This is a genomic window from Tessaracoccus sp., from assembly GCF_016714275.1.
GTDB lineage: Bacteria > Actinomycetota > Actinomycetes > Propionibacteriales > Propionibacteriaceae > Arachnia.
Genome location: NZ_JADJNP010000012.1, coordinates 13903 through 35878 on the forward strand (window position 1 = coordinate 13903; position 21976 = coordinate 35878).

Annotated in this window: 33 protein-coding genes; all 33 read left to right on the forward strand. The window is 66.8% G+C overall.

Going from position 1 to position 21976, the window contains the following annotated elements:
- Positions 1-40: 40 nt before the first annotated feature.
- The 33 genes from IPJ61_RS20870 (at position 41) to IPJ61_RS21030 (ending at position 21538) form a co-directional block, all read left to right on the forward strand.
- Entirely contained in the window at positions 41-574 is a 534-nt protein-coding gene (locus tag IPJ61_RS20870; protein WP_297112400.1) for a hypothetical protein, read from the forward strand.
- Positions 575-633: 59 nt separating this feature from the next.
- The gene (locus IPJ61_RS20875; RefSeq protein ID WP_297112402.1) at positions 634-1038 is read left to right on the forward strand and encodes a hypothetical protein; all 405 of its coding nucleotides are present in this window, start codon (positions 634-636) and stop codon (positions 1036-1038) included.
- Positions 1035-1316: a hypothetical protein gene (locus IPJ61_RS20880; protein WP_297112404.1), complete on the forward strand. Its 282-nt coding sequence runs from the start codon at positions 1035-1037 to the stop codon at positions 1314-1316. The genes IPJ61_RS20875 and IPJ61_RS20880 overlap by 4 nt, the downstream gene beginning before the upstream one ends.
- Before the next feature lie 10 nt (positions 1317-1326).
- Positions 1327-2610 (forward strand): M15 family metallopeptidase domain-containing protein, encoded by a 1284-nt coding sequence (locus tag IPJ61_RS20885; protein ID WP_297112406.1) that lies wholly within the window; start codon positions 1327-1329, stop codon positions 2608-2610.
- Positions 2607-2927, forward strand: coding sequence for a DUF6527 family protein (locus tag IPJ61_RS20890; RefSeq protein WP_297112408.1), 321 nt, complete (start codon positions 2607-2609; stop codon positions 2925-2927). Before IPJ61_RS20885 ends, IPJ61_RS20890 begins: the two co-directional genes overlap by 4 nt.
- A gap of 13 nt (positions 2928-2940) precedes the next feature.
- Entirely contained in the window at positions 2941-3168 is a 228-nt protein-coding gene (locus IPJ61_RS20895; RefSeq protein ID WP_297112410.1) for a hypothetical protein, read from the forward strand.
- A gap of 199 nt (positions 3169-3367) precedes the next feature.
- A complete protein-coding gene (locus tag IPJ61_RS20900) occupies positions 3368-3802 on the forward strand; it encodes a hypothetical protein (RefSeq protein ID WP_297112412.1) in 435 nt (144 codons plus the stop codon).
- A gap of 22 nt (positions 3803-3824) precedes the next feature.
- On the forward strand, positions 3825-4856 hold the full coding sequence (locus tag IPJ61_RS20905; RefSeq protein ID WP_297112414.1) for a hypothetical protein: 1032 nt from the start codon (positions 3825-3827) through the stop codon (positions 4854-4856).
- 13 nt (positions 4857-4869) lie between these two features.
- The gene (locus IPJ61_RS20910; RefSeq protein ID WP_297112415.1) at positions 4870-6366 is read left to right on the forward strand and encodes a hypothetical protein; all 1497 of its coding nucleotides are present in this window, start codon (positions 4870-4872) and stop codon (positions 6364-6366) included.
- A gap of 4 nt (positions 6367-6370) precedes the next feature.
- The gene (locus IPJ61_RS20915) at positions 6371-6664 is read left to right on the forward strand and encodes a phage fiber-tail adaptor protein (protein WP_297112417.1); all 294 of its coding nucleotides are present in this window, start codon (positions 6371-6373) and stop codon (positions 6662-6664) included.
- Between the two features lie 167 nt (positions 6665-6831).
- Positions 6832-8019 (forward strand): endonuclease/exonuclease/phosphatase family protein, encoded by a 1188-nt coding sequence (locus IPJ61_RS20920; protein ID WP_297112419.1) that lies wholly within the window; start codon positions 6832-6834, stop codon positions 8017-8019.
- 13 nt (positions 8020-8032) lie between these two features.
- Positions 8033-8275 (forward strand): hypothetical protein, encoded by a 243-nt coding sequence (locus IPJ61_RS20925; RefSeq protein ID WP_297112421.1) that lies wholly within the window; start codon positions 8033-8035, stop codon positions 8273-8275.
- Positions 8268-8504: a hypothetical protein gene (locus tag IPJ61_RS20930; protein WP_297112422.1), complete on the forward strand. Its 237-nt coding sequence runs from the start codon at positions 8268-8270 to the stop codon at positions 8502-8504. Before IPJ61_RS20925 ends, IPJ61_RS20930 begins: the two co-directional genes overlap by 8 nt.
- Positions 8501-9370 carry a hypothetical protein gene (locus tag IPJ61_RS20935; protein WP_297112424.1) on the forward strand — a complete coding sequence of 290 codons (870 nt, stop codon included), beginning with the start codon at positions 8501-8503 and terminating at the stop codon, positions 9368-9370. Before IPJ61_RS20930 ends, IPJ61_RS20935 begins: the two co-directional genes overlap by 4 nt.
- A 20-nt stretch (positions 9371-9390) precedes the next feature.
- Positions 9391-9900 carry a hypothetical protein gene (locus IPJ61_RS20940; protein WP_297112426.1) on the forward strand — a complete coding sequence of 170 codons (510 nt, stop codon included), beginning with the start codon at positions 9391-9393 and terminating at the stop codon, positions 9898-9900.
- Positions 9897-11234 carry a recombinase family protein gene (locus IPJ61_RS20945; protein WP_297112428.1) on the forward strand — a complete coding sequence of 446 codons (1338 nt, stop codon included), beginning with the start codon at positions 9897-9899 and terminating at the stop codon, positions 11232-11234. Before IPJ61_RS20940 ends, IPJ61_RS20945 begins: the two co-directional genes overlap by 4 nt.
- Positions 11231-11839, forward strand: a complete 609-nt coding sequence (locus IPJ61_RS20950; protein WP_297112430.1) for a hypothetical protein — start codon at positions 11231-11233, stop codon at positions 11837-11839. Before IPJ61_RS20945 ends, IPJ61_RS20950 begins: the two co-directional genes overlap by 4 nt.
- Before the next feature lie 51 nt (positions 11840-11890).
- Positions 11891-12106 carry a hypothetical protein gene (locus IPJ61_RS20955; protein ID WP_297112432.1) on the forward strand — a complete coding sequence of 72 codons (216 nt, stop codon included), beginning with the start codon at positions 11891-11893 and terminating at the stop codon, positions 12104-12106.
- A 75-nt stretch (positions 12107-12181) separates the two neighbouring features.
- Positions 12182-12496, forward strand: a complete 315-nt coding sequence (locus tag IPJ61_RS20960; protein WP_297112434.1) for a hypothetical protein — start codon at positions 12182-12184, stop codon at positions 12494-12496.
- Positions 12489-13022 carry a hypothetical protein gene (locus IPJ61_RS20965; RefSeq protein WP_297112436.1) on the forward strand — a complete coding sequence of 178 codons (534 nt, stop codon included), beginning with the start codon at positions 12489-12491 and terminating at the stop codon, positions 13020-13022. The genes IPJ61_RS20960 and IPJ61_RS20965 overlap by 8 nt, the downstream gene beginning before the upstream one ends.
- Positions 13019-13330 carry a hypothetical protein gene (locus tag IPJ61_RS20970; RefSeq protein ID WP_297112439.1) on the forward strand — a complete coding sequence of 104 codons (312 nt, stop codon included), beginning with the start codon at positions 13019-13021 and terminating at the stop codon, positions 13328-13330. Before IPJ61_RS20965 ends, IPJ61_RS20970 begins: the two co-directional genes overlap by 4 nt.
- The gene (locus IPJ61_RS20975; RefSeq protein ID WP_297112441.1) at positions 13327-13515 is read left to right on the forward strand and encodes a hypothetical protein; all 189 of its coding nucleotides are present in this window, start codon (positions 13327-13329) and stop codon (positions 13513-13515) included. The genes IPJ61_RS20970 and IPJ61_RS20975 overlap by 4 nt, the downstream gene beginning before the upstream one ends.
- Positions 13512-13871, forward strand: coding sequence for a hypothetical protein (locus IPJ61_RS20980; protein WP_297112443.1), 360 nt, complete (start codon positions 13512-13514; stop codon positions 13869-13871). The genes IPJ61_RS20975 and IPJ61_RS20980 overlap by 4 nt, the downstream gene beginning before the upstream one ends.
- Positions 13868-14137: a hypothetical protein gene (locus tag IPJ61_RS20985; RefSeq protein WP_297112445.1), complete on the forward strand. Its 270-nt coding sequence runs from the start codon at positions 13868-13870 to the stop codon at positions 14135-14137. The genes IPJ61_RS20980 and IPJ61_RS20985 overlap by 4 nt, the downstream gene beginning before the upstream one ends.
- Positions 14134-14598: a hypothetical protein gene (locus tag IPJ61_RS20990; protein ID WP_297112447.1), complete on the forward strand. Its 465-nt coding sequence runs from the start codon at positions 14134-14136 to the stop codon at positions 14596-14598. The genes IPJ61_RS20985 and IPJ61_RS20990 overlap by 4 nt, the downstream gene beginning before the upstream one ends.
- 11 nt (positions 14599-14609) lie before the next feature.
- On the forward strand, positions 14610-14879 hold the full coding sequence (locus IPJ61_RS20995; RefSeq protein WP_297112449.1) for a hypothetical protein: 270 nt from the start codon (positions 14610-14612) through the stop codon (positions 14877-14879).
- A complete protein-coding gene (locus tag IPJ61_RS21000) occupies positions 14876-15490 on the forward strand; it encodes a hypothetical protein (RefSeq protein WP_297112451.1) in 615 nt (204 codons plus the stop codon). The genes IPJ61_RS20995 and IPJ61_RS21000 overlap by 4 nt, the downstream gene beginning before the upstream one ends.
- Positions 15491-15493: 3 nt before the next feature.
- On the forward strand, positions 15494-15931 hold the full coding sequence (locus IPJ61_RS21005; protein WP_297112453.1) for a hypothetical protein: 438 nt from the start codon (positions 15494-15496) through the stop codon (positions 15929-15931).
- Positions 15928-16479, forward strand: a complete 552-nt coding sequence (locus tag IPJ61_RS21010; protein ID WP_297112455.1) for a RusA family crossover junction endodeoxyribonuclease — start codon at positions 15928-15930, stop codon at positions 16477-16479. Before IPJ61_RS21005 ends, IPJ61_RS21010 begins: the two co-directional genes overlap by 4 nt.
- A 1606-nt stretch (positions 16480-18085) precedes the next feature.
- Positions 18086-18229, forward strand: a complete 144-nt coding sequence (locus IPJ61_RS21015; protein ID WP_297112457.1) for a hypothetical protein — start codon at positions 18086-18088, stop codon at positions 18227-18229.
- Between the two features lie 4 nt (positions 18230-18233).
- A complete protein-coding gene (locus IPJ61_RS21020) occupies positions 18234-18947 on the forward strand; it encodes a DNA-methyltransferase (protein ID WP_366506031.1) in 714 nt (237 codons plus the stop codon).
- 1052 nt (positions 18948-19999) lie between these two features.
- Positions 20000-20527 carry a hypothetical protein gene (locus tag IPJ61_RS21025; protein ID WP_297112461.1) on the forward strand — a complete coding sequence of 176 codons (528 nt, stop codon included), beginning with the start codon at positions 20000-20002 and terminating at the stop codon, positions 20525-20527.
- Between the two features lie 270 nt (positions 20528-20797).
- Entirely contained in the window at positions 20798-21538 is a 741-nt protein-coding gene (locus IPJ61_RS21030) for a MerR family transcriptional regulator (RefSeq protein ID WP_297112463.1), read from the forward strand.
- The last annotated feature ends 438 nt before the right edge of the window (positions 21539-21976 follow it).

The following is a 21976-nucleotide window of genomic DNA, read 5'->3' on the forward strand; positions in this document are numbered from 1 at the left end:
GCTGCTGCCACCTATGGCAGATCAGGCCGGCATTGTGCGAATGACTCCGGTCGCGAACACGGCGACCCCGGTCGTCGTCACGTTCCCGACACCGTTCGTTGTCACGCCGCGCGTGTTCGCGACGGGGCAGACGTCGGTGCCGGGCAGCGAGGTTAAACAGGTCTGGGTGTCAAGCGTGTCGACGACCGGGTTCACCGGCTGGGTGCTGCGTACCAACACGACAAAGACGACGATCGCATGGCAGGCGTACGCGCCGACGTCGGGCGTGTTCAACACCGGGCAGCCGGCGTACGCGTCGTTGCTCGGCGCGGTGTCGTCGGCTGCGATGGTTCCGCAGCGGGGCGCGGTGTCGATCACTCCGACGGCGAATACTCCGACGTCGCAGGTCATTACGTTCCCGGTTGCGTTCGCGTCGATCCCGACGGTTCTGACGACGGCGCTGACCGGGTTCCCGGGTTCGGCTGTGAAAGAGACGTCGGCGGTGAACGTGACGCTGACGCAGGCGACGATCGTGCTGTACCGAACATCGGGCACTGCGACGACGGTGAACTGGATCGCACTAGGGAGGCTGTGAGGATGCGGAATCGAGTAGCTGACCTGGTGCACCGACACGTCGGGATCAGGGCTGAGGGCATGATCCTGGCCGGGTGTCTGTGGATTCTGATCGGGCTGCGGTCGCTGACCGGTCCCGAACAGATGATGACGCCGTCCGTGTTCCATCAGACGTTCCCGGCCGAACTCACTGCGGCGCTGTGGATCGTCACCGGTATTGCGGCGATCGTGCTCTCACCGTTCAAACACGCATCAGAGCTCGGGCTGTTCCTGCTCGTCATACAGCCGGGGCTGCGGGTCGCGTCGTTCGGGTGGGCGTGGCTCGCTGACCTGATCCCGGGGCCACCCCCGGGCGATCCGCTCGGCTGGTATTCGGCGTGCGTATGGCTCGGCGTCGTCGCTTGGGTGGGGCATATCTCCCGTATCCCGGCCGACGTGCGTGCACCGCTGACGGGCCGACGTACGCGACGTCGGCGGGTGCGGTGAGTTTCGAGGGCTGGCTCGGGCTGCTGTCAGTTCTGACGACGCTCGGGCTCGGCATCTACATTCAGCGGAACGCGCGCAGGTCGACGAACCAGTCGACCGAGGTCACGCTGCGGGGGCAGGATCTCGCCGAGTTGAAAGACGTTCGCGAACGGGTTGCGGAACTCGAGACGCGCGAACAAAGGCTGTGGGCGTGGGCACGCCGGCACCTTGATCTGTACTACCGATATCGGCAGCCGGGCGCACCCGATCCCGAACCCCTGCCGGATGACAAGCAGTAAGGAAGGAACGATGACGATCTCGAGGACGTATCCCGTCGACCAGGCGGGGCACACGCTCCGCGGCGACGTCGCGGCTGCGTACCTGCGGGCGCTCAAGGCAGGCATGCCGGCCGGGGGCGTCGACGTGTTCATGCGGACGCTCGAGGAACAGCGCGTGCTGTTCGAGACGGCGAGGAAACGCGGCATCATCGCGGCACGTCCGACGTTCCACGCACCGCACGTCGACGGCCGGGCGCTCGACTTCCACACGACCACGGCAGGGAAGTATGCACCGTCGGCGGCGTTCGTGTGGGCGATGCAGGGCGCAACTGGGTCGAGCAAGCCGAAGGCGGGCGAGCGTCCGCGGATCAGGGCGTTCGGGTTCTATCGCAGCGTGCCGTCGGAGCGGTGGCATCTTGAGTATGACCGGGATCTCGACAAGCATCGGGCGGCGGATCTCGCCGAGCGGCTGCGGCTGCTCGGCTGCTCGAGCGTCAAGGCGTTCCAGCATCTGAACGCGCTCGATCCTGACGGGGTCGACGGGCCGCTGACCTGGTCGGCGTTGCTCGGCGCGACGTATCCGGTTGCGGGCACCCCGACTCCGGTGCCCGACCCGGTGCCCGTGCCGACCCCGGCACCGGCCGCGGTCGACTTCCGTGCGGCGACGTACAACGCGGAACTCAAGCGGTTCGGCGGCGGGCCGTACAGCGTCGACGCTGCGTTCGTCGACGACGTGCTGCGGCCGTCTGTGCTGCTCGCGCAGGAGGTCGACGAGCAGGCACGCGACTCGATCCGTGCAGCGACCGGGTTCAAGGTGTATCCGTTCGGCACGGTCGCGCTGTTCTGGGATGGGGCGAAGTACAGCTGGGGCGACCGGCTCGAACTGGATCTCGGCACGCCGTACCACAAGATGATCGCGACGCTGCTGACCAGCAAGCGCAACGGGGCATCGTTCGTCGCGGCATCGGTGCACATCAGGGCATCGGATGCGATCGGCGGCAGCCATGACAACAAGGTCGCCGGCAAGCGTGCCGACGTCGCGAAGGTGATCGCGAAGCTCGCGCAGTACCCGAACGTCGTCGTCGGCGGCGACTGGTCGAGTGATCCGCGCGACCAGCTGGTCAAGGCTGGTTACCGGATCGTGACGCCGTTCGTCGACACGTACGATCCCGACGGGTTCGATCCGCTGGATCTGATCGCTGTGCGTGGCGACATTGATGATCGGACCGGGGGCAGTGAGCATGCGACGTCGGCGTCGGATCATGACGGGATGGTCGGGAACTTGACACTGCGCACACCGGTGCCGACGTCGTGAACGTCGTCGAGCAGCGGCAAGAGCAGGTCACGAACCGCACCGCGTGTTGGGTGTGGTGCCCGGGCTGCGACGACCTGCACGCGTGGTGGATCGCCGACGGGCGTGAGCCTGTCATCGGTCCCGTGTGGGAGTTCGATGGGAACCTCGAGCAGCCGACGGTGTCGCCGTCGCTGCACGTGTCGTACGGGGCGGCGGGCAGCGTCTGTCACTCGTTTATCAGGTCGGGCCGGTGGGAGTTCCTGCCGGACTCGACGCACCCCCTGGCCGGTCAGACGATCCCGATGATCGCCGTAACCGACTGGCCGTTCATACCGTAAGGAAGGCAGATCAATGGACAATGACACACCGAACGTCGTGATCGAGAAGCCGGCAACCCGGCGCATTCTGAACCAGGTCGTCGGATGGGGCGCGATCGCGTTGGGGTTCATCGTGGCCGTCGACGGCGCTGCACCGCAGTTCGACCTGACTGCGTTCACCACGCCGGGCACGGCTGGTATTGCGTTCCTGGCGGGCGTGCTCGCTGTGGGCGTCACGGTCCCGAACATCCCGAAGGCGTAGCCGAGTACCTACACGACGCGTCTGTCGATCGACACACGACGCGTTCCCGAGTAACTACCGCGACGGGTCGCAGCTGAGGACCAGCTGCGACCCGTAGCGCGCACCAGGTGAACGCGTCCGCGCTGGCCGGCAGGCACGACGCGTATCGAAACGCCGGCACGACACAACCAGCAGCAGCACACACACGAAAGGCATGAACATGGCTGTCACCGCGAAGGCATACGGGCCGGCTCTCGCCGCGCTCGCGTCCGGGTCGATCAACTGGGCCAGCGACACGATCAAGGTCGCGCTCTGCACCAGCACGTACACACCCGACCAGGATGTGCACGACTTTTTCAACGACATCACGAACGAGGTCACCGGCACCGGGTACACCGCAGGCGGCGCAACGCTCGGCACGAAAACGTCGACGTACACCGCGGGCACGAACACGCAGGCGATCGACGCAGCTGACACGACCTGGGCGAGCTCGACGATCACGGCACGGTACGCGATCATCTACAAGAGCACCGGCACCGCGGCGACGTCCCCGCTGATCGCGTACGTCGATTTCGGTGTCGATGTCGTGAGCACGGCCGGGAACTTCACCATCACATGGGACGCGGCCGGCATCCTGACCTTGACCACGGCGTAACCCGCGGGCGGGGGCTGCTGTCATGGCGATCTCGATCACGGGCGGTCGGCGATGGGCACCTGTCGCCGACCGTGCTGACCTGGTGGCCGGGCAGTATTTTCCCGATGCCACAACGACGGGGCTGAGCGACACCGGGGCGAGCCGGATCACGCAGGCGACAAACATCACGTTCGCCGATGTGACGGCGTCGATCAAGACGATCGCGAACACGGATTTTTACGGCACCGTGTTTATCCCGGGCAAGCACTACCGGTTCCCGAACTGCAGGTTTTGGGGGCCGCTGGTGCAGCCGTCGAACAACCCGGCGAGCGTGCTCTGCCGGTACGACACGACCGAGGACATCGTTTTCACTGATTGCGTGTTCAAGGCACGTTCGCAAAACGTGTACACGAACAACATCATCGGGTGTAACTGGTCGGCTGACTGCTGCGATTTCTCGAGCTCGATCGACGGGTTCGGGCCGGCCGTCGCGGACGGGCAGACCCGTACCGATGTGGTCGTCACCCGTAGCTGGGTGCACGGGCTGATGCGGTTCTGTCCCGACTCGACGCACTCCGATAACCAGTCACACTCCGACGGGTTCCAGTGGGCCGGCGGGCTCGGCGTCCGGGTGCAGGGCAGCAGGATCGAAGGGCTGCTCGACACCGCGATCGGTAGCGGTTGGGGCACCCCGGCATACGACGGGGGCGGCGTGCTCACGACCGGGGCACCGTTCTACCCGAACCCGGTCTCGCTGTCCGCGGTCATGGTGAACACGGCTGCCGGGGCGAACCCGGGCGAGTTCGTGTTCGAGGACAACTGGTTACGGGGCGGCGGGGTCGGCATCAACACGCTCGGCGTACCGACGGCGTTCACCACGAACGACGGCGTCACGTCGATCCAACGTAACCGGGTCGCGAACGACCAGGGGTTCGGAACGAATCACCGGCTCGTCGGGAAGGCATCGCAGACCGGGCTCGACGCCGCGATCGGAACGAACTGGGTCTGGGATCTGGTGCCGGGTAACGAACTGTCGACGGCGACCGTGTTGCCGTCGTTCAAGGTGAACGCATGATGGGGGGCGGGGCATGGCTGTAGTTCGTTGGGACTTTGAGAGCGGCAGCAATGGCGACGCGATCACAGCCGGCAACACGGGGTCGTCGTTCGTCGTCGTGACTGGTGGCACGGGCACGATCTCGACGGCGAACTCGCCACCGATCGGCACACGGTCGATCTCGCTGGTCGCGACCGTGTCGTCGGGCGGCATCTACATCGCAAAGAACTCGCTCGGCGGCGTGACGTCATTCGCGCTCGACGCGTTGCTGTACGTGACGACGGCACCGTCGGGGAACGTCGCGATTTTCTGGGTCGGCACCGGTTCGCGCATGGTGTCGGTCGAGATGACGTCGACACGGACGCTGGTACTCAAGAATGCGGCGGGAACGACGCTGTACACGACGTCGGCTGTGCCGGCGACGACTTGGGTGCGGGTGTCGCTGTTCGCGACGCAGAACGCGTCGACGGGCACCGTGCGGCTCGCGTTCTACCCGTCGCCGAGCTCGACGACAGCGACCGATGACTCGACGCTGCTGACGGGCCGGAACACGGGCGCAGCTGCGTATACCGATTTCCGGGTCGGTAGCAAGACGACGACGGGCACACAGACGGGGTCGATGCAGTTCGACGCGGTCGGGTATGACACGGCGGCGTCGGGGCTGAACCCTCCCCCGACTCTCGACTCGTCGGTGCCTGCGGTTGTGGTCGATTTCGTCGACCTGGCCGTCATCGCGCCGAGCGTGTACGCCGAGGCTGGTGTGTCCGGTGGCGGTCCGGTCGGGATCACGCTGGCGGCGGTTGCTCCGGTGGTGTCGGGGCAGCGGCAGCCGACGGTCGTTGCTGTCGATCCGGTGGTGACGGTGACGGCTGTTGTGCCGGCCGTGCTCGGGCAGCGGAATGCGTCGACGGCCGCGGTTGCACTTGGTGCGACGCTCGCTGCTGTTGCTCCCGTCGTGTCTGGATCCGCGACGGTTGCTGCGGTTCCGGCTGTGATCACGGTCGCGGCCGGCGTGCCGGTGGCATCGGTCGGCGGGTCGGGTGCTGTGACTGCGGTCGCGGTGGCTGTGACGCTGGCGGCTGGTGCTGTTCCGGTGATCGCCGGGCAGCGGCACGCGTCGGTTCTCACCACGGCGACGGCTGTCACGGTGGCCGTTCCGGCACCCGCGGTCGCGGGAACGCAGAACGCGTCGTCTGCAGCTGTGGCGACGGCTGCGCAGCTGGCGGCGGTTCCTCCCGTCGTGTCGGCGGGCACTGCGGTCGTCGCGGTCCGTCCGTCGGTGACGGTTGCCGCGGTCGCTCCCGTCGCTGCCGGATCCGCGACGGTTGTCGCTGTGCCGGCGACGCTCGCGCTGACGGCTCGACCGTCGGTGCTGTTCTCCGCTGCCGCGAATGTGGTCGCGGTGCGGGTGCTGCTCGTGTTGTCGTTCGCTGGTTCGCCGATCATTCGTACCGTGACGCCGGTGACGCCGCGCGATCGGGTGTGGCTGGTCGCGACCAGGTCGCGCAGGTTCATCGTCGAGGGAAGGTGAAGGCATGGCAGGAACTCCGAAGTATCACGACCCGAACGCGAAGCTCGACTATGAGTTCGATTGGTCGAAGTCGAACGTGCTGACGGACGGCGACACGATCGTGTCGGCGACGGTGACGACGTCGGCGACGGGCACACCCCCGATCGAACTGTCGGCGGTGACTCACACGGCGACTGCGGTCAAGGTGTGGATTGCTGGTGGGGAGCCGCGGCAGCGGGTGCCGTTGCGGTGTCACATCGTGACGGCGAACGGGCGTGAGGATGACGAAACGGGCGTGCTGGTGGTCCGTGATCTGTAGGGCTGGTTGAGGCTGTGCGAGGCGCTGTGCGTGTGGCAGCTGGTGGTGCGTGTGTTCGGACGGTCGGCCGTCTCCCATTGCGGGAGACGGCCGATTTTCTGCGTTTCGGGCCACGACACGCGCGCACACCTTGTGCGTTCGTGCACAAGTTGCATAAGGTGCTGCACATGACAGACACACCGAAGGCGCTGCTAACCAGCGCGGACGCGTGCGACCAGCTGCACGTCGACCGCTCGACGCTCTCCCGCTGGATCAAGCTCGGACAGATCAAGTTCGAGCAGAAGCTCGCCGGGCAAGACTGGCGGCTACCTGTTCACGCAGGCGCAGGTCGACGCTGTGCTCGCCGTCCGCGGCCGGGCATACCGTGCGCACCCCGGCGACCCGATCGTCGAGCCATGAGCACGCGCGTCATTCGTGCGCTGATCCTGGTCGTCACGCTGGCCGTGACCGCGGGACCGACAGCGTGTGCCGAGAACCTTGAGCCTGCTCCGCAGGTCGTCGCCGCGTCCGATCCGATTACGGTCGCGACGCTGAACGTGCACGGCGGGACCGACCGTGAGGGGTTCGGGAACCGCGGCGTCGTGGGCGCTGTGCAGCGTGACGTGCTGCAGCTGGTCGCCGAGTACCGGCCGTCGGTGCTGGCGCTGCAGGAACTGTGCGGGAAGCAGTACCGGGCGCTGCGCACGTCGTTGGGCAGGCTCGGCTATTCGGCTGCGTTCACGACGACGACGAGGTCGAAGGGCTGTAACGATCGGGCGCGCGGGAACCAGTCGGGTAACGCGCTGTTCGTGCTGGGCAGGATCGTGCAGCGTGCTAGCTGGTCGCTGCCGTGGGGCAAGAATCCGAAGGGCACGACCGGTCGGCAGCCGCGGCGTCTGTTGTGCGTGCAGGTCGATGCCGGGTATCGGGCGTGCGTGACGCACCTGTCGCCGCATGCACCGGATGTCGTGAACCAGTCGGCGAAGGTCGCAAGCGTCATTGGGCGCTGGTCGTCTGGTCGGCTGGTGCTCGGCGGCGACCTGAACCTGAACCCGTCATGGGTGGGCAGGCTGTTCCCGTCGTGGCAGCACGTCGGCGAGGGCATCGATCATGTGCTCGGCTCGTCGTCGGTGCAGCTGGTCGGCGTCGCTGTGGTGCCGTCGTCGGATCATGACGCGCTGGGGGGCGCGGCCGGCGGGGCGCTGATCCCGTGGCGCACGGCGGGTCGAGTCATGATCACCGTCGAGGGGCTGCAGCTGGCAGCAACGCTCGTCGGCCGCGCTGTCGCGATCGTCGTCGTCGCCGCGCTCGGACTGCTCGCCGTCGTCGGTATCCGTGAACTGCTCCGCGCTGAGGTCGGGGTCGACGATGAGTGACCAGGATCACCCCGTGTTCGAGTTCACGCTCGGGCCGTCCGACCATGTGCACGGCGAACCCGTCACCGTATCGGCGTGCACGCTGCACAACCTGTCCGCGGTCGCCGCTGTCGGCATGGCATACCTACCGCCACACGTCGCGCTGACGCTGCGGATGTCGATGAACCAGGAAGCGGTGCGGCTGATCGAGGCTGCCGAGCGGACCAGCCATGCCGAGTTCGATCAGGCACGGATGCGGGGCGGCGATCATGGCTGACTGGCGGAACTACTGCGCGCACACCGAAACGGCGTGGCTGCGCACGATCGGGTCGTCGACCCCGAAACGGCGCGTATGTCTCGACTGTGGTGCCGTGCTCGACGACGTCGTCGACCCGGTCATCGTCGACGTCGTGCAGACCGACGCGAACGCCGACTACTACCAGCAGCACACCATTCCCGATGAGGCGCACGACGCCGCGAACGACGAACAGAAGGCGACCCGATGAGGCTCGAACGCAAGAATCACGGCAACTCACACAGCTACATCCTGGACGGCGAGAAGGTGCCCGGCGTCACGACCGTCATCGGCGTGCTCGACAAGCCGGCGCTCGTCGCATGGGCCGCGCAACAGACAGCGGCGTTCGCCGACGACAACTGGTCGCGGCTGTCGGAGATGCGCAGCGCGGAACGTCTGCGGGAGATGGAGCAGGCACGGTTCAACACGAACCGGGTCGCGGTCGTCCGCGGCAACCGGGTGCACGCTCTCGGCGACCGCATCGCGCACGGCGAAGTCGTCGACGTGCCGATCGACCTGCAGCCCTACGTGCAGCCATACGCACGGATGCTCGACATGTGGCAGATGCAGACCGTGTTCACCGAGGCACCGGTCGCGCACACCGCGTACCGGTACGCCGGCACTCTCGACCTGGTCGTCGAGTCGCCGCGGTTCGGCCGGTCGCTGCTCGACATCAAGACGGGCAAGCGCGTCTATCCCGAGGTCGCGCTGCAGCTGAACGCGTACGCGAACTGCGACCTGCGGCTCGTTGCGCAGCCGCGGGTCGGGCCGCGGGGCGGGAAGTACACCGACTGGATTGATGCGCCGATGCCGCGGATCGACACGCTGCTCTGCGCGCACCTGATGAACGGGTCTGTGGAACTTGTGCCGGTCGAGTTGGACGACCACTGGTTCGACCAGTTCCTGCACATGCTCGACATCTTTGACGGTTGGGTGAAGCGGACCAGCTATGAGTACCGGGACGACGATGCGCATCACAGCCCGATCGGTGAACCGATCTGGCCGGAAGATGCCGAACCGCTGCCGCTGACGGCAGACGACACGAAGGGGCGCGACCCGTGGATCACTGGCGCGTAACTGATGGGGAAGGAAGCACGATGACAGTTTTCGAGCCTGACAAGGCGCAATGGAAGTCGGCCGACGGCATGCTCGTCGACGCGGACGTAAGCAAGGTCACGATCCATCTTGGCTGGTCGATGGGGTCGCGGCCGGCGCACCGGCTCGGCGATCTCACGATGAACGCCGAGCAGGCCGAGCAGGCCGAGTCGATGCTGATGAACGCTCGGCTGTGGCTGGTGAAGGCGTCGAAGCAGCGTGCGGATCTTGAGGCTGCCGCGCAGCTGGCCGACGACGGTCCGGTATCAGCTGCTGACGGTGACTCGAACGTGTTCTGCAACGACTGCAAGCACCTAGCCGAGTCGCACTGTCAGTCGGTCAAGGGTGACGACACGTGCGCATCGGGCGGCGGCTGCCATGCGACCGGTTGCCGCTGCACGCGCTCGATCTGGCAGGTACTCCGCGGCCGTCGCTGGGCAGCTGACCGGCTGCGCGGCACAGTCCGTTATTACCCGATCCCGACCGAAACGACCGAAGGAACGAACCGATGAGCATGCAACCATTCGACCAGGCACCGACACACGCACACCGCGAACTGTCCCTGATCAACACCGTTACCGACAGCTGGATCGAAGTGCTCGAGGACGTCGCATTCCTCGCAGGGAAGATCGCGGCAACCGAGTTCGTGCCGCAGGGTCTGCGCGGGTCGGTGCCGAAGGTCGTCGCCGCGGTCATGCACGGGCGCGAGTTGGGGCTGCCACCGATGACGGCGCTCGCCGGCTCGAACGTGATCAATGGGCGTCCCGGGATCTCGGCTGAACTGATGCGGGCGCTGATCGCGCAGCACGGGCACGACTTCCGTATCGTGTCGATGTCCGACACAAAGGTCGAGATCCGGTGCCGGCGTGCCGAATGGGAAGCGGGCGCATGGTCGACGTTCGTGTTCACGATGGACGACGCCGCGAAACGCGGACTGACGCAGCCGCGCATCAAAGACGGCAAGACGACCCCTAGCATGTTCCTCAAGTTCCCGGCCGAGATGCTGCTCGCTCGGGTGACGACCAGGGCGGCGCGTGCCGTGTTCGCTGATGTGCTGCACGGCATGAGGTCGATCGAGGAACTAGACGACATCGCCGACGACGTGTTCGACCCCGGGATCGTTGCACCGGGCGCGTCGACGTCGCCGGTATCACGGCAGCAGGCGACGCCGGGGGGCGTTGCGGCTGCTGAGGGTTCGACGGGCTCGGGTGGGGCCGTCGTCGAGCCGGGGGCGGCACCGAATGGGCCCGGTGCCGTCCCCACTGAAAAGGCACCCCCGCGGCAGCGGGCGCAGACGAGGCGCGATAGGGCCGCGCAGGCTGCAGCAGCACCCGTCGCGGATGATTCCACGCAGGAGCAGCCGAGCGTGCCTCAGATCGCCGATTCTGACATCGACGACGAGCGGGCACGGCTGGATCGGATGCGCGAGAATCGCGATCACCCCGTCGAGGCAGCGCAGCAGCTGGACGAGACGGCTGTCGACAGGGAGACGGGCGAAGTGCTCGACGACGGCATCGTCGACGCCGAGCTCGTCGAGCCGTCGCAGTTGGCCGCCGACGACGGCTCACCCGATCCGCTCGCCGTCGACGACCCCGCAGCCGCTGCCGAACTCCGGCCGCAGGCAGGCAAGACGATCGCGGCGATCATCATGCACTTTGGCCGGCTCGGCGTCACCGAACGCGACGAGCGGCTGTTCTGGACGGGGCACCTGGCCGGCCGGGTCGTGACGTCGTCGAACGAACTGAGCACGACGGAACTGCGCACGGTCGAGTCGAAGCTCGGCAGGTTGCGGAATCAGGCGGCGCTCGACGCGCTGCTCAAGACGAAGGGAGATGAGTCGAAGTGAGTTCGATTAGTTGGTTCCGGTTGCCGCGGGGCCGGGTGTGGCATGTGGCTCTCGGCGCTCGGGCGCTGTGTGGCGAGTACCTGCCGTTCAAGGGTGGCGAGTGGCAGCAGGGTCTGCCACCGAACGGGGCGCGGGTGTGCAGCGAGTGCAACGACGCCGACGAGCGGATCGGGCAGAACATCGCGCAGGCGATGCGACGCAGCGATGTGCCGCTGCCGCTGGGCGATGACCAGGTCGTCGACGCCGAGATCGTCGACGCCGAGTTCGACACGAACGACGTCGCTGTGATCCGTGAGGCGCGCATGATCTCGTTCGGGCCGTACTCGAACGAGGGTTCGAGCGAGTCGGCGTTCTCGTTCGTCGGTGCTCGGGTCGTCGCCGGCACCGTGACCGGCTCGATCGAGGTCGAGGACGTCGACGGCAGGCTCGCCGCGCAGATCCGCGGCGGGAACGTCGAAGGGATGTCGACCGGGCCGTACGCCGGGTTCAACTCGGAAGGCGACGAGATCATCGTCGATCAGGAAGGCGTGCCATACCGGCCGGTGCCCGACGGTGCGATCGCCGATCTCGCGCAGCAGCTGCGGGAAGCGAGGAACCAGCCGTGACCGGGCCGGTCGACTGCCGACCGATGCCAAGCGATCATCAAGTTCGTCCGCATGGCCGGCAGCGGCAAACACATGCCGGTCAACCCGATCCCTGATGCGACCGGGCTGATCTGTGCACGGAAGGTCGGTGATCGGTGGGCAGGCGGATACACGCTCAAGTCGGGCGAGCAGCCGCGCGCAGGGTTCACCGTGTTCCGCAGCCATTACGCCGACTGTCCCCCGAACGCTGTGAAGCACACCCGGGGCGAAGCCGAGCACCTGTTCTGACCGGTTCAGCGGTCACCAGCCGACCACCTGGTGACCTGCTGTGCATGCCAGATCGGCACTGCAGGAAGGAAAGTCATGAGTGCACGCGTGAAGCTGTCGGGGAAGCTCCCGGGAAACAGCGACATCAACGGGCTCGACCAGCTGGCCGACGCGATCGTCGACGACCCCGAGACGACGCTCGTCTGCGCGATCGTCGTGTTCGAGCCGCGGAAGGTCGAGCACGACATCGCGACGAACACCTATGTTCCGACGATGCAGGTTCGTCGGATCGAGGCGTTCCTGATGGACGACACGCCGCAGGTCGTGCGTGACGCGCTGGTGAAGGCGCAGGAGACGCGGACGAAGCAGACGCCGATCCCGTTCGAGTCCCTGGGTGACGGCGATGAGTGAAGCGATCGACAAGGCGCGCGAGGCGATCGAACGCGACCCGGGCGCGCAGTGGTTCGCGCCGATGGTGCTCGAGGCTGCCGAGCGGGTCGAGCAGCTGCTCGGGATCGTCAACCTGATGTCGCGGTGGGAGGTCGAGTACGTCGCGGTCAAGGATGCGCGTAACCCGGTGATCGACCCGCGGCAGCTGGCGCGTGAGATCGCCGGGTTCATGCCGAAAGCGAAGGTGCGCAAGCTCAAGGCGAGACGGGCCGAGCCGGTGCGGCAGGTCGCGCACGTTCCCGGGTGGGGCACGATCGACGTGTACCAGGCTGCCGGCGAGATGCAGAAGCTGGTTCGCGACATCGGCATCGTTCGGGATGAACGTGACGCGGCCGAACAGAAGGTTCAGCAGCTGACGAACGATCTGCTTAGCTCGCCGTCGCATGCCGAACTCGGCAGGCTGCGTAGTGAGCTAAAGCACCGATACACCGAACTCGAGCGGCTGCGTGTGGCCGTCCGTGACGCACTCAAGGGGGACCAGCAGTGAGCACCGAACCCATCGACGAGCAAGTCGACGTCGTCGCCGAAGTCACACACCCCGACGGCTGGGTATGGACGAACCCCCCACTGCTGCGCATCGACCGCACGCACGCCGTGTACCGTCGCGGCGCACCCGCACGCGTGTTCATCAACGACCTGTACGCCGGGCAGCTGGTGCAGCAGGGCGACGCGTGGCTGGTGCGGATCTCGTCGATCGAGTTCGGGCCGTTCCCGACGCAGGCTGAGGCGGTCGCCTATATCGTGCAGATGTTGCGTGCGTCGCTCGGGAAGCTGCTCAAGGGCGTCCCGCGATGACCGGGCAGCAGTGGCGCGACGGCGAACCATTCCTGCAGGCGTTCGGGCTGTGGTGCGAACTCGACCTGGTCGTGCGTCGTTACCAGATCGGCGAGGCGATCGCGCAGGGTCGGAACGTCGTCGCTCCGCTGCTGATCAGTGAGTACGTCGACCGGGTCGCTGTCACGATCGGGGCGAACCGGTGAAGCGTCCGCGGCACACACGGCAGGAAGTCGTCGCAGAAGTCGAGGCGCTGCTGCCATGCACCGCGGAACGCATCGCTGCCGGGCTCGACATCGAAGTCGACAGCGTGTACGCAGCACTGCACCGGGCCGGCCGGGATGATCTGTGGGAACGTCTGCAGCCCGAATACATCCCGCGTCCGACCCGGCGCAGGCCGAAGCCGGAACCGAAGCCGGATCAGGCACAGATCGCGATCGAAGCTGCTGAGCAGTGGCTGCAGGATGGCGATGAGTATGGAACGCAGCGCGCGATCGCGTGCGCGTTGATCTCGATCGCGAAGTCGTTGCACGTCGCGAACATGACGAAGGGAACACGATGAAGGAACAGACACCCGACGAGCAGCTGATCGACGAGGTCGCGAAGCTCGGCGGCACGACACGGGCCGCAGCGGCACGCGCGATCGAGCAGGTCAAGGCGAAGCCGGTGCCGAAGATGCACAGCTACCAGTTCAAGATTCTGTCGCTGCTGCAGTCGAAGCCGATCTATGAGGGGCAGGTCGGCGAGCGGACGGGCGCGGCGGGTAGGGCGAAGCGTCGGGCCGCGGGGCGGGCGCAGAAGGCGGCACGAAGGGCGAACCGGCGATGAGCGTTTACGTCGCGTCCAGCTGGCGCAACACAAGACAGCCCGCAGTCGTGAAAGCACTCCGCGACGCAGGGCTCACCGTGTACGACTTCCGCAACCCCGACGAGTCGAAGGGGTTCAGCTGGCACGACGTCGGGCTGACCGGATACGTCGAGCCGGGCAGCATCGTGCCGGCCGGATACCTGGACACCGCGCGCGCGTCCGACTACCTCGCAGCCGTGCAGCACCCGCGGGCCGTCGAAGGCTACCGATCCGACTTCGACGCGATGACGGCTGCCGACACGTTCGTGCTGGTGCTGCCGTGTGGCAGGTCGGCGCATCTTGAGCTCGGGTGGGCGGCAGGATCTGGACGGCGAACGGCTGTGCTGCTCGACGATCCGTGCACGCCGGAACTCATGTATCGGATGGTCGACCTGGTGACTGTGTCGATCGACACGGTCGTCGGCTGGGCGGGTGCGCGATGATGCCGCGATGGGTGCGGCGCACCTGGTGCAAACTCCGCGGCCGGCACAACGTCGAACACCTGAGCACACCACAAGGGCTCGACGTGTGGCTGATCTGTTTCGCGTGCGGCACCGTCGACGCGCAGACGTTCAAGACGGGTGCCGAGTTCAAGCGGGCACGCCGGCAGGCTCGGCTGTGGCGCGACGTGTACCTGTCGCTCGTCTGGTTCTGCGCGATCATGCTGCTGATCTGGACCGTCACGAACTGGTCATGGCTGCTCGATAGGGCTGGTGTCCGATGAGCACCCGGCAGGAACGTCGCGACCTTGTCGTCGCGTGGATCGCTGCACGTGCTGATCGTCGGGCTGATCCGATGATCTGGGAACAGCCAACCAGCAGCGAACCCGTCACGCGCACACCCGAGGAACTGACCGACGACGATATCGGCAAGACGGTCATGCTGTTCGGCGCGCTGTACCGGATCGTGTACGTCGTGCAGGAAACGGTGCGCACCCGCATCGGCACCGCGGCACCAGCAGCCGATGCGCGTCCCGACATCGCCGTGCAGATCGGCGTCGAGACTGTGCAGGTCGTGCTCGAGGCCGTCGACCCGGCCGAAGTCGTCGCCGAGCAGGAACGGCTCGGCGCTGAGGCGCGCGAACGTCTCGCCGATTTCTGGCACGGCGGCAGGGCACAACGTGCCGAGTACGCACGGCAGGCGAAGTCGCGTGAGCGGATGACGCGGTTCGTGCGTGCTCGGCTGCGGGCAGCGAAGCCGAGCATGCCGGCCGGGTACGACGTCGAGAAGCTGCTACGGCTGCTCGAGGACGAGGACACACCCGACGAACTGCTGCACCTGGTCGCGATGTTGTGGCAGGCGCATCCGCGGTTCCGTGACGAATGGAAGGTGTAGACGATGATCACGAACGACGAGCTCGACCTGATCGAACTCACACTCGAACAAGGCGTCGACGACGTCGACCAGCTGGTGAACCGCGCGATCAGCCTGCACGGGCACTGTTCGGCGTTGCTTGCTGAGGTCAAGCGGCAGCGGGCGCTGCTCGGCATGGGTGTGCGGGTCGTTGGTCCGGTGCAGGTCACGGCGACGTCGACGGGCACGAACTCGGACGCGCCACGCATCGCGGCCGCCGGCAGCGACGCGTCTGTCGATCGACACACGACGGTTCCGACCGTCGACGAGATCCTGCAGGCGATGGTCGGCACGATCGGCTATCACGGCAGGCTATGCCGCTACAAGTTCGGCACGCTCGACTGCACGTGCAGCATTACGCCGAGCGTCCGCGTGCGGGCCGCTGAGGCTGTGCACCAGCTGCTCGAACGGGGCCGGTCATGATGCCGATCGAGGACTTGCGCGCGTTCGTAGCGTCGTCGCCGGCAGCAGTGCCACCGACACCCGAGAACACGCAGCACGTCGACGGGTACGTCGGCGAGCACGTCGGGTTCTGGGTGACCGGCAACCCGAAACCGAAAGGGTCGATGAAGTGCATCGGGCGCCGCGGGAAGGTCGCGCACGTGCTGACCGAGGACGACAGCAGCGGCGACCGCAAACGGTGGCGGGAAGCTGTCGCCACGATCGCCGACCAGGCACGCCGACGCCGAACGATCGACTACCCGGTCAAGGTGCACGTGTCGTTCTACCTCGAGCGGCCGGCGAACCAGTACGGCACCGGACGGAACCGCGACCTGGTCAAAGACTCGGCACCGGCGTTCCCGACCGGTAAGACGCTCGGCGATCTCGACAAGATGCAGCGGAACCTGGGCGACGCGCTCGTCGACGGGAACCTGCTCGCCGACGACAGCCTGATCGTCGATTGGATCGTGTCGAAGCGGTGGGCCGACAAGGGGCGTGCCGGCGCGGCGATACGGGTCTACCGAGCATGACAGCGACAAGGACCGGGCACTGATCCGGCAGGATCTCGCCGACGAACAGCGACACCGGAACAGCGACCGGCCGACACAGCTGATCGACTTTGCACGGTGGCAACGGTTCGCAGTCTCGACCGCTGCACTACTGCGGGAGAACCAGCAACTGCGCGACCAGATCGCCGAGCAGGCAGCCGAGATCGTGCGGCTATCGAAGGGCAGAACCGCATGACAGCGCGGGACGTCGGCGGGCAGATCAGGCTCGCCGACGACTGCTGTACCTGGTGCGGGCACGTGCACCAGCTGGTCGAGCCGTGCGGGGCGCTCGGCTGCCGCTGCCAACGACACGCGCACGCTGCGCGTATTGACAGACGTATACGCGGATTAGGTTCTGTGGTGTAAGGCCCAACCACCCGATAGGAACCCGCGATGAACGAGATCACGAACAGCACGATCGCAGCGATCGAGCAGCTGCACCGCTGGGGCGACTGCGACAAGCACGACACCCCGAACCAGTTCGACAAGCACTGCCACTGCTCGATCGAGGCGCGTGCGCTGACGTCCGAACAGTTCCTGACCTGCGGGCACTGCGGGCACACGTTCGACGGGCGCAAGCAATGGACGCTCGTTTCACGTCGCCGCGGTGGCCGGTTCTACCGTCCCGTTGCGAACGTGCCGGCGCTGACCTGGTCGCAGGCTCGCGATCTGGCGACGTCGACCGAACCCGTCGAGAACGTCGAGATCTGGTACGTGCCGACGCAGGCCGCGCAGGCAGCGTTCGCGCTGGTGAACTCGGGACTCGCCGCGGATCAAGACAACATCCTGCAGGCCGACGGACGCCGGCTGCCGATCCGGTGGGCGCCGACGCAAGACCGGCAGATCAGCACCGACGGCACGCCACGCGCGCACCGGCCGCGACGCTGCTCGTGGCCCGGCGTACGACGGCCGGCCAGGAACTCACCGATACCGAGTGGGACGCGATCACGAACCTGCCGACCTGCACCGACTGCGGCACCTACCCGGGCGGTGTTTTGGCGGCGGGGGGTTGGGGGGGCGGGGGGGCCGGGGTGGGGGTGGGGGGTTGGGGGGGGGGGGGGCGGGGGGGGGGCGTCGAGCGGGCACCGGCCCGGGTCCGTGCCAACTGCGGGCGTGGACTCACGCGCGACCCGAGATCGCCGAGCGGTACAGCGGCCGCCCGGCTCACCGACGACGGCGTCACCGCCGACTCGCGTTCGGTTCGCGCCGGCGCAGGCGTGCTATCCCCGCGTTCGTGCGCGACGCTGCGCCGCAGGCCGGCGAGGCGTGGCGGCGCTCACCACGTCGCGCGACCGCGGGCGTCGACTGAACCGGCGCAGACGCGAGCCGGCGATCGAGTGGCAACGCCACGGCACCACGGCACGTGCAGCGCGGCGCGCGCCGAACGACACGCGCGGCTGATCGTCGCCGAGCCTGGACGGCTGCTGGTCGAGGGCGCAGCGGCACGCGCGACGCACCGTGCAGGTGCGGCTGCCCGAGACGTTCCCGGGCGATCACCCGCACGTGAGGCCGAAGCGGCTGAGCCGGGGCCGCGAGCCCGCAGGCCGCGCCGAGCAGGCACTCTCACGCAGACCGAAGGACTCTGAGCATGGCTGCTGATCCGATCCGTACCCTGCGCGTCGACGCGAAACTGTGGCAGGAAGCATCCGCAGCCGCGAAGGAACGTGGCGAGACGCTGTCTGAGGCGATCAGGCGGTTCCTCCGCGGGTACGTGCGACGCACGCAAGCGTGACGTCATGAACCCGTACTACCAGGACGAACACGCGACCCTGTACCGACTGCCTTATCTCGGCGACACGATCGCGACCGTGCTCACGGACCCCCCGTTCTCGTCGGGTGGCCGGCGAGAGAACTCGCGCAGCCTCCGAAAGTCAATGACGCGATCCGTCGCCGACTCCGACTGGATCATGGGCGACGGCATGAGCACAGCCGGATTCGTCTACCTGATGCGTGAGTGTGGCCTCGAGTGGCGGCGCATCGTCACCGACGGCGGGCACGTGCTGTCGTTCATCGACTGGCGCATGTGGGGCAGTCTCGCAGCTGCTCTCGAGTCCGCAGACCTGCGGCAGCATCCGCTGCTTGTGTGGGACAAGGACCGTCTAGGCATGGGCGCTATCTTCCGCAACCAGCACGAACTGATCGTGCACATGAGCGTCGGTAATCCATCGAACCCGCAACGGCGCGACGTCGCGAATGTGCTGCGATTCCCACCCGTCCGCGACGGTGTCCATCCGACCGAGAAGCCGACCGCGCTACTCGAAAAGCTGCTGAGTGTAGTGAACCCGATCAGCGGCATCGTGCTCGACTGCTTTGCTGGTGCTGGCTCGACGCTGGTCGCAGCTAAGTCGCTCGGCATGCGGTCGATTGGCATCGAAGGCGATGAACGCTATTGCGAGGCGGCAGCACGAAGGCTGTCGCAGGATGGGCTCGACTACGGGGCCGGATCATGACCGACGACGCACTGCGGTCGTGCGTCTGGTGCAAGGGGCCGATACCGACCAGGGCACGCCGCGACTCGATCTGCTGCAGCACACGCTGCCGGCAGGCACGGCACCGGTTCACGACCGGCGTCGGCCGACCAGCAGCCGTCGCTGACGGCCGACCACTACGGCTCGCATACGCCGACCCGCCATACATCGGCAAGGCACGCAGGTACTACGGCGATCATCCCGACTATGCCGGCGAAGTCGATCACGTCGAACTGATCAGCCGTCTAGCTGCCGGGTTCGACGGGTGGGCGCTGTCGTGCAGCGCGATCTCGCTGCCGCAGATCCTGCCGCTGTGCCCGCCGGGAGTGCGGGTGGCTGCGTGGCACCGGGGCGAACGTCCCGTGCACTCGTGGGGGCCGCTGAACGGCTGGGAACCGGTCATATTCTGGGGCGGTCGTGCTCTCGACGCGTTACCATCTGGACGCGACGCTCGTCGACGAAGTCACACGTCGCGGATCCGCACACGACACGTCGCGAGTACTCGCACGACGGGTCGACTCGCTCGTCTATCGACCAGGCGTACGAACCACCGACCCGGCACGCGTCATCGGCAGCAAACCGGCCGTGTTCATCCGCTGGATATTTGACCTGCTCGGCGCGCTACCGGGTGACGAGATGGTCGATCTGTTCCCGGGGTCGGGCGGCGTCGACCGCGCATGGCAGACGTACACGCAAGGGGCGACACGATGAACGTGCAGCCGATCACACTCGCAACAGCGAACCGGTCTGGCGTGGCACCAACGACGCCGGTTCGGGACGGCGTGCTGCTGGACACGGGCGCTCGGCGATCCGGCAGGCAGGGCTCGCAGGCGCACCCGAGCGACGGCACCCGAACGCGTGCTACTGTTCGGGGCCGTGCCGTCGCACGGCGCCGGTTCCGACGGGTCGTGCACCTGCGCGAGAGCGAACCAGCGGCCGCGCAGAGGGTCGGCTCGACCGGCGCACGGCGGCGGGTCGACCCGCCGGACGCTGGCGACCGACACCGGCCGGCACCGATGGGTACGTGTGCTCTGATGGGTATCAGGCTCGTCGGTGAAGCACTCAACCCATCCTGGTCGCAACTCTCAGACCGGGCACGACTCGTGCTGCTCCACATGGCATACAGCGCGAAAGACACCAGCAGCAACGGGCACGCCGCCGGCACCTATTGGGCCGGGCACGCAACCCTGATCGTGTCCGTGCTCGGGCTCGACCCCGACGAACTCGACCGGGTGAAGCTCGAGAACGCCGAGAAGATGATCCAGCGCGCGGTTCGTGAACTCCGACTCGCCGGTGCGATCAGCACGATCGCGACCGGCTCACGCGGCAGCAACGCCGTCTACCAGCTGCACCCCGACCGGTATCCCGGGCTGACACTCGACGACACGGAACCGACACCCGAACCCGTCACCGAAACGCAACCGACACCACAACACACCACACGAACGAAGGTGAGGAACGGGCATCGACACCCTGTGCACAACACCCCGCAGCCTGTGGATAACTCTGCTGCAGCAGACCAGATCGTCGAAGAATGGGGGACTCCCCGTGTCCCCCATTAAAGACACCCCGTGTCCCCCTAACTCACAGTTAGGGGGACACCACGTGAACTTAAAGGGGGACACCCCGTGTCCCCCCGAGGAAGTAACTAAGGAAGGAAGGAAAAGAGGAACAAGTGAACCAACCAACGTAACTACCTACCTAGGTAGCGCGACGCGCGAGGTTCCCGACCTGTGGATAACTCGACGATGACCAGCCCACACAGACGCAACCCAACACCACAACACCCGGCCGACCGACCAGCCGACCCCGACCAGCCCACACTCACACCGATGCAACGCGAACAGCTGACACGCGACCTGCACGACCTACCCGAACTGTGCGACCACATGCACGCGAACTACTGGTGGTTCGTCGGCCGCGGCAGCCGCGACCCCGACGACCGCAGCGTCGCGTACGTCATCGACCCGACACCCGTCGACCTGTACGACTGGCGACTCAAGGGTCGAGGCGTACACGCCGACCCCATCGGCGAGGCCGATCTCGCGATGCGGATCGGGGCACAACGAGCCGGCGTGCTGCCACTGCTCGCAGGATGGGTCGACCTGATCGCAAGCGAGATGCGCGACCAGCATGCACACCACACAGCACCAGCGATCCCGCACACCGTCACGTCTGCCGCAGGCTGGATCACCCGACACCTTGACTGGATCTCGACACAGCCGTACACGTACGAACTCCGACACCAGGTACGCGACCTGGTCGTCAACCTCGAGCGGCTCGTCGGGCCGGCATACGCAGCACCCGACACCCGAACCCTGCAAACCGCGGACCAGCTGGCACAACTGCTCGGCATCGAACCCGACACGATCCGACAATGGAAGTCGAGAGGGCTGATCGAACCAGCAGTCGACCCGCGCACGGGCGAGATCATGCGAGCAGGCAGGCAGCCGCTGTACTACACCCGAGAAGCGAAAGCCGTACACACCACACGCAAGGGAAGGAACCCCGATGACGCGCACCCGGGCGGCGCCCGACCCCCGACCGAGGCGGGCCGAGCGGACCAGGACTGACCAGCACGACACGCCGACACGACACGGTAGATACTTGACACGAACCACCAAACCACCACACTGTGACAACTAGAGACACCTATGCCACCAGCCCGCGGAATCGACCCGATCGCGGGCTGACGCACACCCGGGGGACAACATGCCGAACCCCTACGGATACGAACACCAGCAAGCACGCGCAGACTGGCAGACGAGAGATCGACCGACACCCCGTTCGCTGTGGCTGCACCGGATCCTGCGGCCGGCACGCAGGCCAATGCACGACAATCATCGGACCCCGCACCGTCTGGCAACTCGGGCACCGCATCGCCGTCGCACTCGGCGGCAGCAACGGGCCCAAGGTTCCCTGGTGCCACCCATGCAACAGCGTCGACGGCGTACGAGTACGAGAGAAGATCAAGCGCACACCACGAACCAGCAGGGATTGGGGCGACTGAA

Bases quoted from the DNA above. Each gene is read 5' to 3' on its own strand.
- IPJ61_RS21030 (WP_297112463.1), top strand. From the start codon at position 20,798: ATGCAACGCGAACAGCTGACACGCGACCTGCACGACCTACCCGAACTG.
- IPJ61_RS20940 (WP_297112426.1), top strand. From the start codon at position 9,391: ATGACAGTTTTCGAGCCTGACAAGGCGCAATGGAAGTCGGCCGACGGC.
- IPJ61_RS20945 (WP_297112428.1), top strand. From the start codon at position 9,897: ATGAGCATGCAACCATTCGACCAGGCACCGACACACGCACACCGCGAA.
- IPJ61_RS20905 (WP_297112414.1), top strand. From the start codon at position 3,825: ATGGCGATCTCGATCACGGGCGGTCGGCGATGGGCACCTGTCGCCGAC.
- IPJ61_RS20900 (WP_297112412.1), top strand. From the start codon at position 3,368: ATGGCTGTCACCGCGAAGGCATACGGGCCGGCTCTCGCCGCGCTCGCG.
- IPJ61_RS21005 (WP_297112453.1), top strand. From the start codon at position 15,494: ATGATCACGAACGACGAGCTCGACCTGATCGAACTCACACTCGAACAA.
- IPJ61_RS20875 (WP_297112402.1), top strand. From the start codon at position 634: ATGATCCTGGCCGGGTGTCTGTGGATTCTGATCGGGCTGCGGTCGCTG.
- IPJ61_RS20885 (WP_297112406.1), top strand. From the start codon at position 1,327: ATGACGATCTCGAGGACGTATCCCGTCGACCAGGCGGGGCACACGCTC.
- IPJ61_RS20955 (WP_297112432.1), top strand. From the start codon at position 11,891: ATGGCCGGCAGCGGCAAACACATGCCGGTCAACCCGATCCCTGATGCG.
- IPJ61_RS20920 (WP_297112419.1), top strand. From the start codon at position 6,832: ATGACAGACACACCGAAGGCGCTGCTAACCAGCGCGGACGCGTGCGAC.
- IPJ61_RS21015 (WP_297112457.1), top strand. From the start codon at position 18,086: ATGGCTGCTGATCCGATCCGTACCCTGCGCGTCGACGCGAAACTGTGG.
- IPJ61_RS20895 (WP_297112410.1), top strand. From the start codon at position 2,941: ATGGACAATGACACACCGAACGTCGTGATCGAGAAGCCGGCAACCCGG.
- IPJ61_RS20990 (WP_297112447.1), top strand. From the start codon at position 14,134: ATGAGCGTTTACGTCGCGTCCAGCTGGCGCAACACAAGACAGCCCGCA.
- IPJ61_RS20910 (WP_297112415.1), top strand. From the start codon at position 4,870: ATGGCTGTAGTTCGTTGGGACTTTGAGAGCGGCAGCAATGGCGACGCG.
- IPJ61_RS20930 (WP_297112422.1), top strand. From the start codon at position 8,268: ATGGCTGACTGGCGGAACTACTGCGCGCACACCGAAACGGCGTGGCTG.
- IPJ61_RS20935 (WP_297112424.1), top strand. From the start codon at position 8,501: ATGAGGCTCGAACGCAAGAATCACGGCAACTCACACAGCTACATCCTG.
- IPJ61_RS20985 (WP_297112445.1), top strand. From the start codon at position 13,868: ATGAAGGAACAGACACCCGACGAGCAGCTGATCGACGAGGTCGCGAAG.
- IPJ61_RS21000 (WP_297112451.1), top strand. From the start codon at position 14,876: ATGAGCACCCGGCAGGAACGTCGCGACCTTGTCGTCGCGTGGATCGCT.
- IPJ61_RS20965 (WP_297112436.1), top strand. From the start codon at position 12,489: ATGAGTGAAGCGATCGACAAGGCGCGCGAGGCGATCGAACGCGACCCG.
- IPJ61_RS21025 (WP_297112461.1), top strand. From the start codon at position 20,000: ATGGGTATCAGGCTCGTCGGTGAAGCACTCAACCCATCCTGGTCGCAA.
- IPJ61_RS21010 (WP_297112455.1), top strand. From the start codon at position 15,928: ATGATGCCGATCGAGGACTTGCGCGCGTTCGTAGCGTCGTCGCCGGCA.
- IPJ61_RS21020 (WP_366506031.1), top strand. From the start codon at position 18,234: ATGAACCCGTACTACCAGGACGAACACGCGACCCTGTACCGACTGCCT.
- IPJ61_RS20975 (WP_297112441.1), top strand. From the start codon at position 13,327: ATGACCGGGCAGCAGTGGCGCGACGGCGAACCATTCCTGCAGGCGTTC.
- IPJ61_RS20960 (WP_297112434.1), top strand. From the start codon at position 12,182: ATGAGTGCACGCGTGAAGCTGTCGGGGAAGCTCCCGGGAAACAGCGAC.
- IPJ61_RS20915 (WP_297112417.1), top strand. From the start codon at position 6,371: ATGGCAGGAACTCCGAAGTATCACGACCCGAACGCGAAGCTCGACTAT.
- IPJ61_RS20870 (WP_297112400.1), top strand. From the start codon at position 41: ATGACTCCGGTCGCGAACACGGCGACCCCGGTCGTCGTCACGTTCCCG.